Genomic DNA, 15972 nt, shown 5'->3' on the forward strand with positions numbered 1-15972 from the left:
AGTTAGTTGTTTCGTTTGACTAGTGTTCCGTTTGCTTGTGCCGTAGGCATCACTAACAGGTCATTGATGTTGACATGGGCTGGTCGTGATAAAACAAAGCTAATAATCTCGGCAATATCGTAACCATTCAATGTAGTGAGGCCTGCGTAGACACTTTTTGCTTTATCGACATCGCCCTTAAAACGTACTTCCGAAAATTCTGTTTCTACCATTCCGGGGTTAACTGCCGTAACTTTTATGCCTAAAGGAAGGAGATCGATCCGCATCGCTTTATTGAGGGAGTCAACGGCATGTTTAGTGGCACAGTATACATTGCCATTTGGGTATACTTCTTTCCCTGCAATCGATCCGATATTGATAATATGTGCCAACTCACTCTTCTTTAAAAGAGGTATCACCGATTTGGTGACATACAACAAACCTTTTACATTGGTGTCGATCATTCGATCCCAATCACCAATATCACCATCCTGAATAGGTTCTAATCCCTGACTTAAGCCTGCATTATTGATAAGTACGTCTATGTTTTTCCATGCTTCGGGAAGGGTTTCTATAGCAGATAGTGTTTCTTCGTAGCGGCGTACATCCAATACCATAACATGTATTTCACAAGTAGGGTGTTTGCTTAAGATGTTTAGTTTTAATGCCTTAAGTCGCTCTTCTCTTCGTGCACATAATATTAATCGGTAATTTTCTGCTGCTAATGTTTCTGCGCAAGCAGTTCCAATTCCTGAACTTGCCCCTGTAATTAAAACTGTTCTCATAATAACTAACGCTTATTGGAATATGACACTCAAATAAATATTACGTATCAATCCTTTTTCTAATGGTGCCATAAACTTGTTTTCTGCCGCCAGTGGATGCTGATGATCTAATGCAGATTTAAAACTTTGATTAAATTTTATCTCGGGCGACATCTTAAAATAGGGAAAGAAAATGTCGGCACCAATACCTATTTCCCAAGATAGATATCCTGGTTTCAATATGATGGATTGTGCAATATCTGAAGATTCTTTAAGTAATGCTTCGTATTCTCCGTTAATACCGATCCATCTCGAATAGCGTGCGCCCCCTGTTACATAGCCTCTATACCGATTAAATTTATTTTTGAGAACCTTTTCGTCAGATCTGAATTTGATGTTAACGGGAAATTCAAAAGCGTTGAAGTTTGATCCCGAAGTTGAAGTCTGGATGTGCCTCGTCTTCCGAAGCAAAGGTTCTTTGGTTTCATCCATGCTGGTATATTCAATTCCTGCGTGATTAACAAATAAAAAAGAAGGGCTAAACGTGAAATATAGATTTTCGCTTGTACGAAAGTCTACCGGGATACTCACAGAAAATCCTGATCCTGTTTTGGAACTTATACCCTGTAATTCTCCAACGTCATTAATATTGTCACCTGGATAATCTATAGTTAGTCCCTGCCATCCCTCCTTTAATCCCAAAACGTAATTTTGATTCACATAATTGTATTGTAATCCTAATAGAATAGGGGCATCTTCATCGTAAACTGAACTGAACGGTAGTGAGAATCTGCGCTGACCGTAACTAAAAGTTATCGCAACTATAAACAGGATAAGGGTAGACAGCTTTTTCATTTGATTGCCTCATAAATGGTGCAAAATCCAAATGTTTGTGGCCTGACTTTCGTTTCCTTAAATCCCACTTTGCTGGTTATTTTTGCAAACCGATCTCCATCAGGGAATTTAGCAACGGATTCGGGGAGGTACGAGTATGCACTGGCATCTTTGGAAATCAACTTCCCTATAGCAGGGGTTAACTTATGAAAGTAAAAGTGATAGAGTTGTTTGACAGGAAAAGCCGTTGGATTTGAGAGTTCTAGCACCACAGCTTTACCTCCTGGTTTTAAAACTCTAAAGATATCAGCAAGTCCTTGTTCTAGGTTTTCAAAATTACGAACTCCAAAGGCTATGGTGACTGCATCAAATGTATTATCTTCAAACTGAAGTTTTTCAGAATCGCCCAATTGAACTTCAAACCGATCTTGCAGCCCTTTTTTCTCGATCTTTTCCTGAGCTACATTTAACATGCCTTGGGAAATATCTACACCAATTATTTTTTTGGGATTAAGGATACGTATGGATTCGATCGCGAAGTCACCCGTACCAGTCGCCACATCGAGTATGAGCTGCGGATGGATGTTCTTTAAAGACCGAATCGCTTTTTTGCGCCATACGGTATCAATGCCCATGGTCATCACGCGGTTAAGAAGGTCATACGTTTTGGATATGTTATTGAACATATCGGCTACTTGCTCTTTTTTGCCGCCGTCCTTCGACTTATAGGGTTTTAATGTAGAAGCATTATTTGACATAATGACAAAGATACTACATTAAAATGTAGTTAAAAAGAAAATCAAAATATGGTTTTTTGTAAATATTAACTTAATGTATTGATTATGAAAAGTTAATATGATGTAGCTTATTAAATAGTTGAGCCAATATGGTTTTTGTAGTTGTTAACATGGGTTAAAGTTATCCACATGACTGTAACTTTTTGATAATTAGATTGTCTAAAAAATAGTTAACACGTTTTAAACATTGTGTGTGGATAATAGAATGTAATTTACAAACGAAAATTATATAATTGTTGATGCAACTTTTTTATAATGTGTAGAACTTGCAAATAAAGGTAGGTGTATTTTTGCTACTTTTGTTATCCCTGAAAATCGGGGCTCAAAATGGCGGGCAAGCCTTAAAAATATTAGTATGGATCAAGAATTTTCTGCACAATCATCTAACACTGGTCGTACCAACTTTAACAAGAAGCGTACTAGCCTAAACAACCTAGTAAGTGGTTTAGGTAAGCTCCCTCCGCAAGCGGTAGATTTAGAGGAGGCCGTATTGGGTGCATTGATGCTGGAAAAGAATGCACTGAGTGAAGTAATCGATATTTTGAAGCCAGATTCCTTTTATAAAGAATCGCATCAAAAGATATTTGAAGCGATTTTTAGCCTATTTCAAAAAACATCGCCGATAGACTTATTGACCGTAACGGTGGAGTTGCGTAAAATGGGAGCGTTGGAGATGGTAGGAGGGGCATATTATATTACACAGCTTACAGATCGTGTCGTTTCTGCGGCTAATATTGAATTTCATGCGCGAATCATTTCTCAAAAATATATTCAACGTGAGTTGATAAAAGTTTCTACGGAAATTATCAATGCATCGTACGATGAAACGAGTGATATCTTTGACCTACTTGATCACGCTGAAAAAAGCTTATTTGATATCGCTCAAAACAACCTGCGGAGGGATTCCCGGAAAATGGATGATATCATGCGGGAAGCCATTACAAATTTGGAATTGCTACGTGATCGAACAGACGGATTGACGGGAGTTCCGTCGGGCTTGACTGCCTTGGATCGCATGACTTCGGGATGGCAACCTTCGGATTTGGTTATTATCGCCGCCCGTCCTGCTATGGGTAAGACGGCATTTGTATTGTCTGTGGCACGTAATGCTGCTGTCGATCACAACAAGCCGGTAGCTGTATTCTCGCTGGAGATGTCTTCTGTGCAGCTTGTAAATCGTCTTATAGCCGGTGAAACGGAAATAGAACAAGAAAAGCTTAAAAAGGGTAATCTGGCGGATCACGAGTGGCAACAACTTCATTCTCGAATCGGAAGATTGACCGAGGCGCCCTTGATTATTGATGATACACCTGCATTGAATGTATTTGAGTTTAGGGCTAAGTGTCGACGTCTCAAGGCGCAACATGATATACAGATGGTAATTGTCGATTATCTGCAACTGATGCATGGAAAAGCTGAAGGTAAAGGTGGAGGAAACCGGGAACAAGAAATAGGTAGTATATCTCGCGCCTTGAAATCTGTAGCTAAGGAATTAAATATTCCTGTATTAGCATTGTCTCAATTAAGTCGTGCGGTCGAGTCTAGACCAGGTAATAGTAAACGTCCGATGCTTTCGGATTTACGTGAATCGGGATCGATTGAACAGGATGCGGATATGGTACTTTTCTTATATCGTCCGGAATATTACGGACTTACAGAGGATGAAGAGGGAAGATCAACAGCTGGTGTAGGGGAAGTCATCATTGCAAAACACCGGAATGGTGAGACGGGTATTGTACCTTTACGATTCATTGGTAAATATGTGAAATTTGTGGATTTAGAGGATGATTTTGCGGGTATGGGAACGGATTCTTTTAGTGCTGGAGCTGGTCCTTTTGGTGCTCCCTCGCCTATGCTTCCTTCTTCATCGTTTGAAAATTTTGGCGGCGGTGGTATCACGATGCCTTCCCGAATGAATGATATGCCAGATGATGCACCATTTTAGAAATATTATTTAATAAATTAGTTTTCTAAGCAGTTGGCTTTTGTTCCGTACCTACTGCACAGGAAAATCAAAATAGGTGTTTTTATAGGGTTCGTTGTTCAAGGTATAATGCCACCATTCTTCCGAATAGGATCTGAAGCCATATTTTTCCATGACGGATTTAAGGGCCTGTCTGTTTTTTTTCTGTTCATTGGTAATGTTTACGGAATTGTGGTGGGATTTCTCACCAAAGAAATCAAAAGGACTTCCCATATCGATTTCTTTTTTTGTTTTTAATACTATAATAGTAAGGTCGACTGTACTTCCTCTGCTATGACCAGACCGAGTTGCGATATATCCTTTTTTGAAAAGATCTTTCTTTTCCACCAGGGGGTAAAATTCACGCTTTGCGATTGTGTCATTTAGTACCCTCGCCCATTTAATAAAATGATTGACTGCACGCTGTGGTCGGTAGGCGTCAAATATTTTTAGACCCAAATCGCGGGAATTAAGCTCCTTCTGAATATTTAATAGTGCTTGGGCGGCTCTGATAGATAGAATGGCGGTCGGACGTTCGTATCCATCGATGGGGCTGCCGGTAAAATTGTAAGTGCCATAATAGCGGATGTCATATACAATATTTGGTATCACTTCATGGAGGTATGTAAAGCCTTTTGGAATATTGCTTTTCTGTGATTGTGCGTTAGAAAAGTATGCTGTTAATAAAATAAAAGAGATTAATAGTTTTTTCATGAAGGCCGTGATAATGTTTGAAGGTACGTTTTTTTTGTTTATTGTAAAAGAGTCTGCTCGTATATAAAATGATTTTTAGTAACTTTACACCATATTTTCTAACGGATAAAAAATTCACGATATTTTGGATTATTTAGCAGGATTAAACCCCTCACAACGCGCAGCCGTAGAACAGACTGAAGGGCCGGTAATGATTGTGGCGGGAGCAGGTTCGGGGAAAACACGTGTTATCACTTATCGCGTAGCACATTTAATCAATAAAGGTGTTGACCCTTTCAATATATTAGTTTTGACCTTTACCAATAAGGCTGCAAAGGAGATGCGTGAGCGTATCATGAAAGTGGTGGGGTTGGAAGCTAAGAATATTTGGATGGGTACATTTCACTCTGTTTTCGCGCGGATATTGCGCGTGGAGGCAGAACTTATCGGCTATCCAAAGAATTTTACTATTTATGATACCGATGATACCAAAAGCTTATTGCGTGCGATCCTCAAGGAGATGAATCTGGATGATAAGCTGTACAATGTGAATCATGTATATGGACGGATTTCGTCTGCCAAAAATAATTTGATATCGCCTCAGGAGTATAATAAAAATGAGGCTATTTTGGCAGAGGATCGTGAAAATGGCAGAGGACAGCTGGGAGAAATCTACATGACCTACGCGCAACGTTGTTATCGTGCCGGAGCAATGGATTTTGATGATCTTCTTTTTAAAACCAATGTGTTATTAAATAAATTTCCGGAGGTACTGCATAAATATCAGCATCAGTTTAAGTACCTAATGGTGGACGAGTATCAGGATACCAATTTTTCACAATACCTGATCGTGAAAAGGCTAGCCGCAGTAAATGAAAATATTTGTGTAGTGGGGGATGATGCACAAAGTATTTACGCTTTTCGTGGCGCAAATATTCAGAATATCTTGAATTTCCAGAAGGATTATCCAGATGTGAAGGTTTACAAGCTGGAACAGAATTATCGATCCACCAAGATGATTGTAAATGCGGCAAACAGTATTATCGCAAATAATAAAAACCAGCTGGAAAAAAATGTATTCTCCGACAATGAGGAAGGAGATAAGATTAAAGTGGCTAGGGCGTTCTCCGACAACGAGGAAGGAAAAATTGTCGCCGAGGCAATTATTCAAGAAAAGTCGATCAAGAGTTACAATTACAAGGATTTTGCAATTCTATACCGTACCAATGCACAATCCAGAGCAATGGAAGAGGCGCTACGGAAGCTAAGTATTCCGTATAAAATTTATGGAGGTACTTCATTCTATCAACGTAAAGAGATTAAAGATTTAATAGCTTACTTTCGATTGACTTATAATCCCAACGATGAAGAAGCGTTAAAACGGGTTATCAATTACCCACGACGTGGAATAGGGGATACAACTGTCGAAAAGATAATTGTAGCGGCCGATCAACATCAATACCGTATCTGGGATGTGGTGGCAAATGCGCAGATGTTTCTTGATGGGAGGAGCTTTACAGCGGTATCAAATTTTGCGCTGACAATCCAAAGCTTTCAAGCTGTGGGAAACAGCCACAGTGCGTTTGATACGGCCATGCACATTGCGCAGCATTCCGGAATATTAAAAGATCTTTACGAGGATAAGTCGGTAGAGGGATTGAACCGATACGAAAACATTCAAGAATTATTGAACGGCATCAAAGAGTTTTCGGAAAGAGAAGATATTGAAGAAAAAGGGTTGGATGTGTTTCTTCAAGATGTTGCGTTACTAACAAATGACGACAATGATAAGAACCCGAACGCCGATACGGTTTCTTTGATGACTATTCACTCGTCTAAAGGGTTGGAATTTCCGAGTGTCTTTATTGTGGGCTTGGAAGAGAACCTTTTTCCATCTCAACTTTCTCTTAATTCGCGAACAGAACTGGAAGAGGAGCGAAGATTGTTTTATGTAGCTGTAACACGTGCCGAAAAAAAGTTACATTTGTCATATGCAACTTCGCGCTATAGATGGGGTACGTTAAACAATTGTGAGCCAAGTAGATTCTTGGACGAGCTGAATCCGGCTTGTTTAGAGCTTGAGTTTAAACCCCGGATGCCGGCCAAAGAGGATGATGGCTTTCAATCTGAACGAGTTACATGGCAGCAAAAAGATACTTTTTCGAAACCAAAACCCAAGGCAATGAAGACAACCTCAATCTTGCCCAAAGCTCACGTGCCCACTGCTGGATTTGCTCCGTCGGATACCAGCACCCTTCAGGTAGGTATGGAAGTGGAACACGAACGGTTTGGATTTGGAGAGGTGGTCAACCTCGAGGGAAATAAGCCTGACATGAAAGCAACTATTTCATTCAAAGAGTTGGGACAGAAACAATTGTTGCTTAAATTTGCAAAACTAAGAATAGTCCAGTAGGAGGACTTAAAATAAAATAATATAAATAACGTTATTATAGCGTTTAACCGTTCTATATGAATTTTGATTATAACAGTACCCGTTCAAACTTAATTTTGGCGGAATATGGAAGAAATGTACAAAATATGGTTGACCACATTTGTACTATACCCGAAAAGGAAGAGCGTAACAGATTAGCGCAGGTAGTTATTGATATGATGGGTGTACTCAACCCTCATTTAAGAGATGTCTCGGATTTTAAACATAAATTATGGGATCATCTTTATATCATTTCTGATTTTAAAATAGATGTGGATTCGCCGTATCCTATCCCTACAAAAGAGGCTATAAATGTGAAGCCTCAACCTATTCCCTATCCGCAGCATAGAATACGTTTCAAACATTATGGTCATATCGTTGAACAAATGATTGAAAAAGCAAAAGGGGTGAGTAATGAGGACGTAAAGCAACGCATGACGTTGAGCGTAGCGAACTTCATGAAAATGGCTTACATCACTTGGAATAAGGATTCCGTAAATGACTTGCAGATTATTGAGGATTTAAAGGAGCTTTCAAAGGGAGCTTTGAGCCTTCCGCAGGATACGGTTCTTACTAAATTGGATTTCCGCACTCCTCCTCCTGGTAGTCGGGGAAAAACACAAGTCACTGCATCGAGTAACCAGAAAAGTAATCAGAATAACAAAAGACAAAGTAGCAGTAATAATAACAATGGCGGCAGACGTAAGATGGGTGGTGCCAGTAACAACAATAATAACAACAGAAAGTCCTATCAGAGTAATCCCTATAAAAAATAAGGAATACCAATCGCCTGAAGTAACTAACTTCAGTGATGATCAAGAATCTTCATGTCCATTAGTGATAAGGTCATGAAGATTTTGTTTTAAAAAGATTATTTCAATACTAACGAAGACTATGAACGCTTTTGAGATTATTGGTGGTAAACCTTTAAAGGGTGAGATTATTCCTCAAGGAGCCAAAAATGAGGCATTACAAATATTGTCGGCTGTATTGCTGACGGAAGAAAAGATTACCATAAGTAATATTCCCGACATAAAGGACGTCAACAAGCTGATTGAGCTTTTGGGGTCTTTGGGGGTAATAGTTAATCGACTAAATAAGGACACGTATGAGTTTGAAGCAAAAGACATCGATATTGATTATTTCGCTTCCGCTGATTTTAAACAAAAAGGAGGGGGATTACGTGGATCGATTATGATCGTAGGACCTTTATTGGCTCGATTTGGAAAAGCAGCTATTCCTAAACCGGGGGGAGATAAAATAGGCCGCCGCCGTTTAGATACTCATTTTTTAGGGTTCGAGAAGTTAGGTGCGAAGTTTGTATACGATGCTGAAAATCATTTTTTCAACATAGATGCTACTGCATTGAAAGGTGCCTATCTTTTATTGGATGAAGCGTCGGTAACCGGGACGGCCAATATTGTAATGGCAGCTGTACTGGCTAAAGGTACGACCACGATCTATAATGCTGCTTGCGAACCTTATTTACAACAACTCTGTAAGATGTTAAACAGAATGGGGGCAAAAATAACAGGTATAGGCTCTAATTTGTTATCGATAGAGGGAGTAGAAAAGCTGGGAGGTACAGAGCATAGAATGCTGCCTGATATGATTGAGATTGGATCATTCATTGGATTAGCAGCGATGACTGGCTCAGAAATTACCATTAAAGACGTTTGTTATAACGAGTTGGGTATGATTCCTTCGGTATTTTCTAGATTGGGTATCAAAATGGAGCTACGTGGAGATGATATTTTTATTCCAGCTCAAGACTCCTATGAGATTGATACATTCATAGATGGATCAATATTAACTATTTCGGATGCACCTTGGCCGGGATTTACCCCTGATCTGTTAAGTATCGTGTTGGTAACAGCAATTCAGGCGAAAGGGAATGTACTTGTTCATCAAAAAATGTTTGAAAGTAGGTTGTTTTTTGTGGATAAATTGATTGATATGGGAGCCCAGATTATTCTTTGTGACCCTCATCGAGCAACGGTGATTGGTCTGAACAAGCAGACGAAACTTAGGGGCATCTCTATGTCGTCACCTGATATTCGTGCCGGCGTGTCTCTATTGATCGCAGCTTTATCGGCACAAGGGAAATCAACAATTTTTAATATAGAACAAATCGAAAGAGGTTATCAAGATATCGAAGAACGTCTAAAAGCGCTAGGTGCGGATATTAGAAGAGTGGATACACAACCTTCGGGGCATTAAAATAAAATGTCTTTTAAATGTTAATAAATTAATTCGATAGAGATAAGTTCGACAAGAATTTTAATTTTGTGTAGATAAAAGTTTAAACATATAATCCAAATATTGAAAATGAAAAAAATCGTTTTATTCTCGGCAGTAGCTGCTATGGTTTTAGCATCATGCGCCGGCAATCCAGAAGGTAAAAAGGCAGATACAACTGATTCGGTCGAAACTGTTGATCAAGTAGTCGGTGAAGCGTATAACGTGGATACTACGGAATCTAAAGTGATTTGGACAGGAACTAAGGTCACTGGGGCTCATACAGGTACGGTAAATGTAAAGTCTGGTTCAATTAATGTAGATAAGGGTGCTATCACCGGCGGAAGTTTTGCGTTGGATATGACTTCTATCAATAGTACTGATTTGGATGGGGAATATAAAGAAAAATTAGATGGACACTTGAAAGCTGATGATTTTTTCGCCGTCGCTGCGCATCCAGATGCTTCATTCGTAATAACAGAAGTAAAACCTGGCACTACAGCTAGTGATGCAGTTATATCAGGCAACTTAACGATTAAAGGTATTTCTAAAAACATCACTTTTGATGCCAAAGTGGAAGAAGCTACAGATGCTGTTATAAAAGCCACCTCAGATTTTAATATTGCCCGTGAAGATTGGGGTGTTAATTATTCTGGTAAAGAGGATGATTTGATTTCTAAAGAAATCAACTTCAAAGTGACTATCGTTGCTAAAAAGTAGTATCTCTTAACAATACAGCTTAAAACTCTCCAAGATGCGGAGAGTTTTTTGTTTAAAAAAAATAAAGCAATGAAAATCACCTTACTCTGTGTTGGAAAAACAGATGATAAGTATATTCAAGAAGGTATAGATAAATACTTAAAACGATTAAAACATTACATATCTTTTCAAATCGTTATCATACCCGACATTAAGAATGTCAAGAACTTATCTGAAGTACAGCAGAAGGAAAAGGAAGCTGAGCTTTTTTTTAAAACCATTAATCCGCAAGACTTTGTTGTATTATTGGATGAATTTGGCAAGGAACTACGATCAATCGAGTTATCTCGCTTTCTGGAGCAAAAAATGGTGTCCGGTGTGCAACATTTGGTATTTCTTATTGGCGGCCCTTATGGATTTTCTGACTTCGTAAAGCAACGAGCTAATTATAATCTTTCGCTTTCTAAATTGACTTTTTCACACCAAATGGTGAGGTTGTTTTTTATAGAGCAAATATATCGAGGATTTTCCATTATGAAAGGGGAGCCTTACCATCATGAATAAGGATAACTTAAAGCATAATATATAATTTACACTACAAAGCGACAAGACATGGACATGAATAAGTATAAACGGGACTATAGGTACAAAAGCGATGAAGGAAATAATGGAGATAAATTTAAATGGCTTATTATTGCAGTCGGCGTTATTATTGCGATATTAGCTTACTTTTTTGGGTAAATTCAAAAAATAAGGCGATATGGGGAATATCGCCTTAAAATCACACTAACTATTAATAAAAACCCTATAGAACTAGGTGTTTTTCAATTTAAAATGTTGTCCCAATTAGAAATGTTTAATCAGCTCTTTATGAGACTACAACGTAAAACTATGAAGCATTTTTTGAATTACCAAATAATAAATTAAAAACCTTTATCTTGTCTGATACAAAATCAACAGTCATAAAAAAGCGATGAAGGACTTTGATGACCATTGAGGACATACGCACTCAGAAGAACTCTATTTGTTCATTCTGATAAAGTTTTCCCAAGCCACTTTATCAGTTTTAAAAGTCAAATCGGCTAAGTTTAGGGTATCGATATCGATAAACCTAAAGGATTCAATTTTATCTATGATATTGTCTCCGTCAAAATCAAATGCTTTTTCCTTGATCACGATCCCCATCGGTTCCAAAGGTTTTACTTGATAATAAACGGAAATTATTTGACTTTCATTAAAGCTCGATTTTTCAAAAAAATCAGTTGTGTAAATATGTTTGAGTACTTCAATATGAACATTGCATTCTTCCATATACTCCCTTTTCAATGCATCTATAAGCCCTTCTCCAAATTCAAGACCGCCACCAGGAAACTTGGTAAAGGAAACATTTTGTGTGCGCTCATCACTTATAAGGACTTGTTGTCTCTCGTTAATCAGTATTCCGTAAACTCTTACGTTAAATAAAAACATAATTTTAGTTTTTCGTACTCTTAGAAAGATCTTTTAACAAAATTTTTCTAAACTCAATAGGTTGTCCCTCACTTTGCAATGCAATAAACCCTCTTTTTAGTGCCTTACCGTCTATCTTCACTTGCGAGTCAAAATTATTAACTACCGAGCCTCCTATATGCGGTTTTGAATAACTCAATACCGTATCACCCTCGATAATATGGTGAATAATGGAATCTCCTAACACAATAAGTTCTGCTTTCACCCATTGATCGCCGTCATACGTTTTCGAAGTGGAGTTTATACAGTGCGTTTCCAACAGTTCACCTTTGTAATAAATATGTGTGCCAGGGGAGCACATGTTACCTGTAGTACGCGTTTTCCCATCACTCAACCCACCGAGGAATTGCATTTCTACTGATATTGGCCAATCTTGGTTGGCGGGCATTGTTTTCGGATCTTGGGCATGAAACATTATACCACTATTTCGTAGGGTGTAGCTTGGTGCTCCTGGATATAGATCTCCTATAAATCTATATTCTAATTTTAGATGATAGTGCGAGTATGGGGTATTGTAATAGAGATGTCCAAATCGATCGTCAAAGGATTTTTCGTATCCATCGTAATTCACTTGAATGACATCATTCTTTACCCTAAACGTCCCGGCATAGTTTTCGCCTACTTTGTATGGGTAAATTTTTGCTGTCCAGCCTTCCAGATCTTTGCCATTAAAAAGGGATTTCCATTCCTCATCATGCTTTTGATTAAATAGCGTGGAGGAACTTGTCAAAACTCCCAGTCCTAGGATATATAGTATTTTTGTTTTAATCTTCATGTGTGTCTATAGTGCTTGAAAACCATTATCGACCGCCATTTCGTCTACGCCCATAAAAGAATAATGTTTAGGCAGAAACCACGATATGGCAGACATTATCTCGTTATATGTTTTATCACTTTTAAACTGAGCAGGTGTAATATTAAATACCAAATCTTGGGAAACCAAATTTTCATCTTCATAATTTCGTGCGATAAGCATGATTTTAGGTGTTTTAACCCCCATGTGAACTAAATACTCTTTTATCTGTGCGCGCAAGTATTTTGGTAAAATACTGTCGGATGGTTGACCTATTAGGATTTTTTCATCTTTACCAATCGCTAAATTTTCTTTGTTATTCGAAAAAATGCTCTTATCCGTATAAAATGAGTCGTTCAATTCATAGTTGACAATATCGCCATACGACAGAATCCAATCTACCCGATCATGTTGTGGATTAATTGCAACTCCGAAACCTTGCGAAAGCAAGGTCGGTAACTGTTTACTTATAACATATGCGTGAAAATTTTCGTTCGGATTAACGGTTTCCAATTGGACATACGGAAACCCATCATTTGCTATAACGACTTCAGGATTTCCTAATTTGAGATTTGCCTCGGCTATGCTATATAAAAAATCGTTACGCCATTTTTGATCTCTTTCGGAAAAGGGAATGGACATTAACGCGTTGAGAATTACGGTTTTTTCTAAATCTCCTAAGCCAGCTGAGCCATCTTTTTCTATTGTTGATATAATATTAGCACTCATAAATACGATGTATAGGCCTTAAAAGTACATAATTAAGATGTATTATTTAAGGATATTAATAGATTATTAACTATATTGTAAAAAGGAATTTTAGTATTTTTGTAGGAAAACCAAAAAAGAAATGTCAGAAACGAATTTGAATGTGCCAGCTGACTTGTCATCGTCAAAATTAAGCTTTGATGATTTTCGGTATATTATTTTAGAAGATTATAAATTAGCAGTACAGAGCAGGTATGTGAGCTTATTAGGACGAAAAGAAGTACTTACTGGTAAGGCAAAGTTTGGGATCTTTGGCGATGGAAAGGAATTGGCACAGATCGCTTTGGCAAAGGTTTTCAAAAATGGTGATTGGCGCTCAGGGTACTATAGAGACCAGACTTTTGCTTTTGCATCTGGAATGAGTTCAATCTATCATTTTTTTTCCCAGCTCTACGCCAATCCAACATTAGAAGCCGATATTTCTTCAGGCGGACGACAAATGGTCGCTCATTTTTCCAAGAGTTTAGTTGATGAACAGGGAAACTGGTTAAATCAGACGCAACAAAAAAATTCGGTATCTGATATCTCAACGACGGGTGGGCAGATGTCTCGTATAATGGGGTTAGGGTTGGCCTCTAAATTGTATAGAACAAATGCAAATCTTTCGTATTTAAGTTATTTTTCTAACCAAGGTAACGAAGTGGTTTTTTGTACAGTAGGTAACGCATCTACCTCTGAAGGCGTATTTTGGGAAACCATGAACGCTGCCGGAGTCAAACAGATTCCTGTTGTCGTTTCGGTTTGGGATGATGGGTATGGGATATCTGTTCCTAATGAAATCCAAACGACAAAGGCGGATATATCAGAAGCATTGAGAGGTTTTCAAAGAGATCACAAAGGAGAAGGGTTTGAAATTTTTAAAGTAAGAGGTTGGGATTATCCGGCTCTTTGTGAGACATATGAAATTGCTGCGAAAATAGCCCGGGACAAACATATACCTTGTTTTGTCCATGTTACAGAGCTTACACAACCATTGGGACACTCTTCTTCAGGTTCGCACGAGCGCTATAAATCCAAGGAGCGGTTGGAGTGGGAACAAGAACATGATTGTAATACGAAGATGCGGGATTGGTTGGTTGAGTCAGGAATTGCATCTTCTCAAGAGTTGGAAGCGATAGAAATAGAAGCGAAAAATTTTGTGCGCGAAGAGCAAAGAAAAGCGTGGACAGATTATCGTAAAACCATTCAAGAGGATTTCGAGGGAGCCATCGCTTTATTATCGAAAATGGATCAGGAAATAGTAGAGTTGCCACTTAAAACATTGCAATCCATAACGGAAGCTTCTCTCAAGGAGATTTATTCTACTGTCCGTCTTGTATTACGTGAATTGCGTTTTACGAGTTCTGCGGAAAAGGATGAGCTGATTACATGGTATGAAAAGCAACAGGAACTGAATCGACAGCGATATAATGATAACCTATTTATAGAGAACCAAAATTCGGCTTTCCATATCTCTGGATCTTTGCCGGAATATGAGGAGAACGCAAAAATAGTCGATGGACGTGAAGTACTGAATGCTTGCTTCGAAGCAAATTTTTTAAAGGATGATCGTTTGATTGCATTTGGAGAGGACGTGGGGAAAATAGGAGATGTAAACCAAGGATTTGCTGGTTTGCAGGAAAAATTTGGGGACTTGCGCATTTTTGATACAGGAATTCGCGAATCCGCGATTATCGGCAAAGGTCTTGGTCTAGCTCTTCGTGGTCTCAAACCTATCGCCGAAATACAATATTTGGATTATTTGATCTACGCGATGCCGGTTTTAAGTGATGATTTAGCGTCTTTAAGTTATCGTTCGAAAGGCCAGCAAAAAGCACCGCTCATTATTCGCACACGCGGTCATCGTCTTGAAGGAATATGGCATTCAGGGTCTCCAATGTCACTTTTATTAGGAGGTTTGCGTGGCCTCCATATCTGTGTGCCTCGGAATATGACCCAGGCAGCGGGAATGTATAATACGCTTTTAAAATCTGATGATCCGGCGCTAGTAATCGAATGTTTGAACGGATATCGCTTAAAAGAAAAAATGCCGAGTAATGTTGGAGAGTTTACTGTTCCGTTGGGAGTTGCAGAAGTGATTCGCCCCGGATCAGATATTACAGTTGTCTCCTACGGGTCGACTTTGCGTATCGTGCAAGAAGCTGCTTTAGAACTAGAAAAAGTCGGTATTTCTATTGAAATTGTGGATGTCCAGTGCTTACAGCCCTTTGATCGGACGCACATTTGTGCGCAATCTCTTCAAAAAACAAATCGTCTTTTAGTAGTTGATGAAGATGTGCCAGGTGGAGCATCTGCATTTATTTTACAACAGATATTGGAGACACAAGAAGGATACTTTCATCTGGATAGCCAACCACGTACGTTGACTGCAAAGGCACACAGGCCTCCATACGGTTCGGATGGCGATTATTTTACTAAGCCTTCCGTCGATGATGTGGTCGAAATAGCCTACCAGACCATGACTGAAGTAAATCCAGAACAATATCCTAAAATATACTAAAAAC

General features: G+C 38.6%; 14 protein-coding genes. 7 read left to right on the forward strand and 7 right to left on the reverse strand.

Annotated features, from left to right (window positions below; all coding sequences use genetic code 11):
• Positions 1 to 2: 2 nt before the first annotated feature.
• From FAZ19_RS18045 to ubiE, 3 genes are read right to left on the reverse strand one after another with little or no spacing between them, the layout of a single operon-like run.
• Positions 3 to 767 carry an SDR family NAD(P)-dependent oxidoreductase gene (locus FAZ19_RS18045; RefSeq protein WP_373287744.1) on the reverse strand — a complete coding sequence of 255 codons (765 nt, stop codon included), beginning with the start codon at positions 765 to 767 and terminating at the stop codon, positions 3 to 5.
• A gap of 9 nt (positions 768 to 776) precedes the next feature.
• Positions 777 to 1598 (reverse strand): PorT, encoded by an 822-nt coding sequence (locus FAZ19_RS18050; RefSeq protein ID WP_136822154.1) that lies wholly within the window; start codon positions 1596 to 1598, stop codon positions 777 to 779.
• On the reverse strand, positions 1595 to 2335 hold the full coding sequence (gene ubiE, locus FAZ19_RS18055) for a bifunctional demethylmenaquinone methyltransferase/2-methoxy-6-polyprenyl-1,4-benzoquinol methylase UbiE (RefSeq protein WP_136822155.1): 741 nt from the start codon (positions 2333 to 2335) through the stop codon (positions 1595 to 1597). Before ubiE ends, FAZ19_RS18050 begins: the two co-directional genes overlap by 4 nt.
• A gap of 394 nt (positions 2336 to 2729) precedes the next feature.
• Here ubiE and dnaB point away from each other — a divergent pair, with 394 nt between their 5' ends.
• On the forward strand, positions 2730 to 4319 hold the full coding sequence (gene dnaB / locus FAZ19_RS18060) for a replicative DNA helicase (RefSeq protein ID WP_136822156.1): 1590 nt from the start codon (positions 2730 to 2732) through the stop codon (positions 4317 to 4319).
• A 51-nt stretch (positions 4320 to 4370) separates the two neighbouring features.
• Here dnaB and FAZ19_RS18065 read toward each other — a convergent pair whose 3' ends face one another.
• Positions 4371 to 5051 carry a M15 family metallopeptidase gene (locus FAZ19_RS18065; RefSeq protein WP_136822157.1) on the reverse strand — a complete coding sequence of 227 codons (681 nt, stop codon included), beginning with the start codon at positions 5049 to 5051 and terminating at the stop codon, positions 4371 to 4373.
• Between the two features lie 124 nt (positions 5052 to 5175).
• Here FAZ19_RS18065 and FAZ19_RS18070 point away from each other — a divergent pair, with 124 nt between their 5' ends.
• The 5 genes from FAZ19_RS18070 (at position 5176) to rlmH (ending at position 10962) form a co-directional block, all read left to right on the forward strand.
• Positions 5176 to 7443 (forward strand): ATP-dependent helicase, encoded by a 2268-nt coding sequence (locus tag FAZ19_RS18070; protein WP_136822158.1) that lies wholly within the window; start codon positions 5176 to 5178, stop codon positions 7441 to 7443.
• A gap of 56 nt (positions 7444 to 7499) precedes the next feature.
• The gene (locus FAZ19_RS18075) at positions 7500 to 8237 is read left to right on the forward strand and encodes a DUF4290 domain-containing protein (protein WP_136822159.1); all 738 of its coding nucleotides are present in this window, start codon (positions 7500 to 7502) and stop codon (positions 8235 to 8237) included.
• 118 nt (positions 8238 to 8355) lie between these two features.
• Positions 8356 to 9681 carry a UDP-N-acetylglucosamine 1-carboxyvinyltransferase gene (gene murA / locus FAZ19_RS18080; protein ID WP_136822160.1) on the forward strand — a complete coding sequence of 442 codons (1326 nt, stop codon included), beginning with the start codon at positions 8356 to 8358 and terminating at the stop codon, positions 9679 to 9681.
• Positions 9682 to 9789: 108 nt separating this feature from the next.
• Entirely contained in the window at positions 9790 to 10419 is a 630-nt protein-coding gene (locus FAZ19_RS18085; RefSeq protein ID WP_136822161.1) for a YceI family protein, read from the forward strand.
• A 69-nt stretch (positions 10420 to 10488) separates the two neighbouring features.
• Entirely contained in the window at positions 10489 to 10962 is a 474-nt protein-coding gene (gene rlmH / locus FAZ19_RS18090) for a 23S rRNA (pseudouridine(1915)-N(3))-methyltransferase RlmH (RefSeq protein WP_136822162.1), read from the forward strand.
• Positions 10963 to 11418: 456 nt separating this feature from the next.
• Here the strand turns inward: rlmH and FAZ19_RS18095 are convergent, their stop codons facing one another.
• Genes FAZ19_RS18095 through FAZ19_RS18105 form a run of 3 tightly spaced genes read right to left on the reverse strand, consistent with a single transcriptional unit; the run spans position 11419 to position 13429 of the window.
• Entirely contained in the window at positions 11419 to 11868 is a 450-nt protein-coding gene (locus FAZ19_RS18095; protein WP_136822163.1) for an NUDIX domain-containing protein, read from the reverse strand.
• A 4-nt stretch (positions 11869 to 11872) separates the two neighbouring features.
• Entirely contained in the window at positions 11873 to 12682 is an 810-nt protein-coding gene (locus FAZ19_RS18100; protein WP_136822164.1) for a 3-keto-disaccharide hydrolase, read from the reverse strand.
• 6 nt (positions 12683 to 12688) lie between these two features.
• Positions 12689 to 13429: a hypothetical protein gene (locus tag FAZ19_RS18105; RefSeq protein ID WP_136822165.1), complete on the reverse strand. Its 741-nt coding sequence runs from the start codon at positions 13427 to 13429 to the stop codon at positions 12689 to 12691.
• Positions 13430 to 13550: 121 nt separating this feature from the next.
• Between FAZ19_RS18105 and FAZ19_RS18110 the strand changes: the two genes are divergently transcribed.
• Positions 13551 to 15968: an alpha-ketoacid dehydrogenase subunit alpha/beta gene (locus FAZ19_RS18110; RefSeq protein WP_136822166.1), complete on the forward strand. Its 2418-nt coding sequence runs from the start codon at positions 13551 to 13553 to the stop codon at positions 15966 to 15968.
• The last annotated feature ends 4 nt before the right edge of the window (positions 15969 to 15972 follow it).

The organism is Sphingobacterium alkalisoli (assembly GCF_005049105.1).
Taxonomy (GTDB): domain Bacteria; phylum Bacteroidota; class Bacteroidia; order Sphingobacteriales; family Sphingobacteriaceae; genus Sphingobacterium; species Sphingobacterium alkalisoli.

Bases quoted from the DNA above. Each gene is read 5' to 3' on its own strand.
- FAZ19_RS18075 (WP_136822159.1), top strand. From the start codon at position 7,500: ATGAATTTTGATTATAACAGTACCCGTTCAAACTTAATTTTGGCGGAA.
- FAZ19_RS18095 (WP_136822163.1), bottom strand. From the start codon at position 11,868: ATGTTTTTATTTAACGTAAGAGTTTACGGAATACTGATTAACGAGAGA.
- FAZ19_RS18085 (WP_136822161.1), top strand. From the start codon at position 9,790: ATGAAAAAAATCGTTTTATTCTCGGCAGTAGCTGCTATGGTTTTAGCA.
- FAZ19_RS18105 (WP_136822165.1), bottom strand. From the start codon at position 13,429: ATGAGTGCTAATATTATATCAACAATAGAAAAAGATGGCTCAGCTGGC.
- FAZ19_RS18050 (WP_136822154.1), bottom strand. From the start codon at position 1,598: ATGAAAAAGCTGTCTACCCTTATCCTGTTTATAGTTGCGATAACTTTT.
- ubiE (WP_136822155.1), bottom strand. From the start codon at position 2,335: ATGTCAAATAATGCTTCTACATTAAAACCCTATAAGTCGAAGGACGGC.
- dnaB (WP_136822156.1), top strand. From the start codon at position 2,730: ATGGATCAAGAATTTTCTGCACAATCATCTAACACTGGTCGTACCAAC.
- murA (WP_136822160.1), top strand. From the start codon at position 8,356: ATGAACGCTTTTGAGATTATTGGTGGTAAACCTTTAAAGGGTGAGATT.
- FAZ19_RS18100 (WP_136822164.1), bottom strand. From the start codon at position 12,682: ATGAAGATTAAAACAAAAATACTATATATCCTAGGACTGGGAGTTTTG.
- FAZ19_RS18110 (WP_136822166.1), top strand. From the start codon at position 13,551: ATGTCAGAAACGAATTTGAATGTGCCAGCTGACTTGTCATCGTCAAAA.
- FAZ19_RS18065 (WP_136822157.1), bottom strand. From the start codon at position 5,051: ATGAAAAAACTATTAATCTCTTTTATTTTATTAACAGCATACTTTTCT.
- rlmH (WP_136822162.1), top strand. From the start codon at position 10,489: ATGAAAATCACCTTACTCTGTGTTGGAAAAACAGATGATAAGTATATT.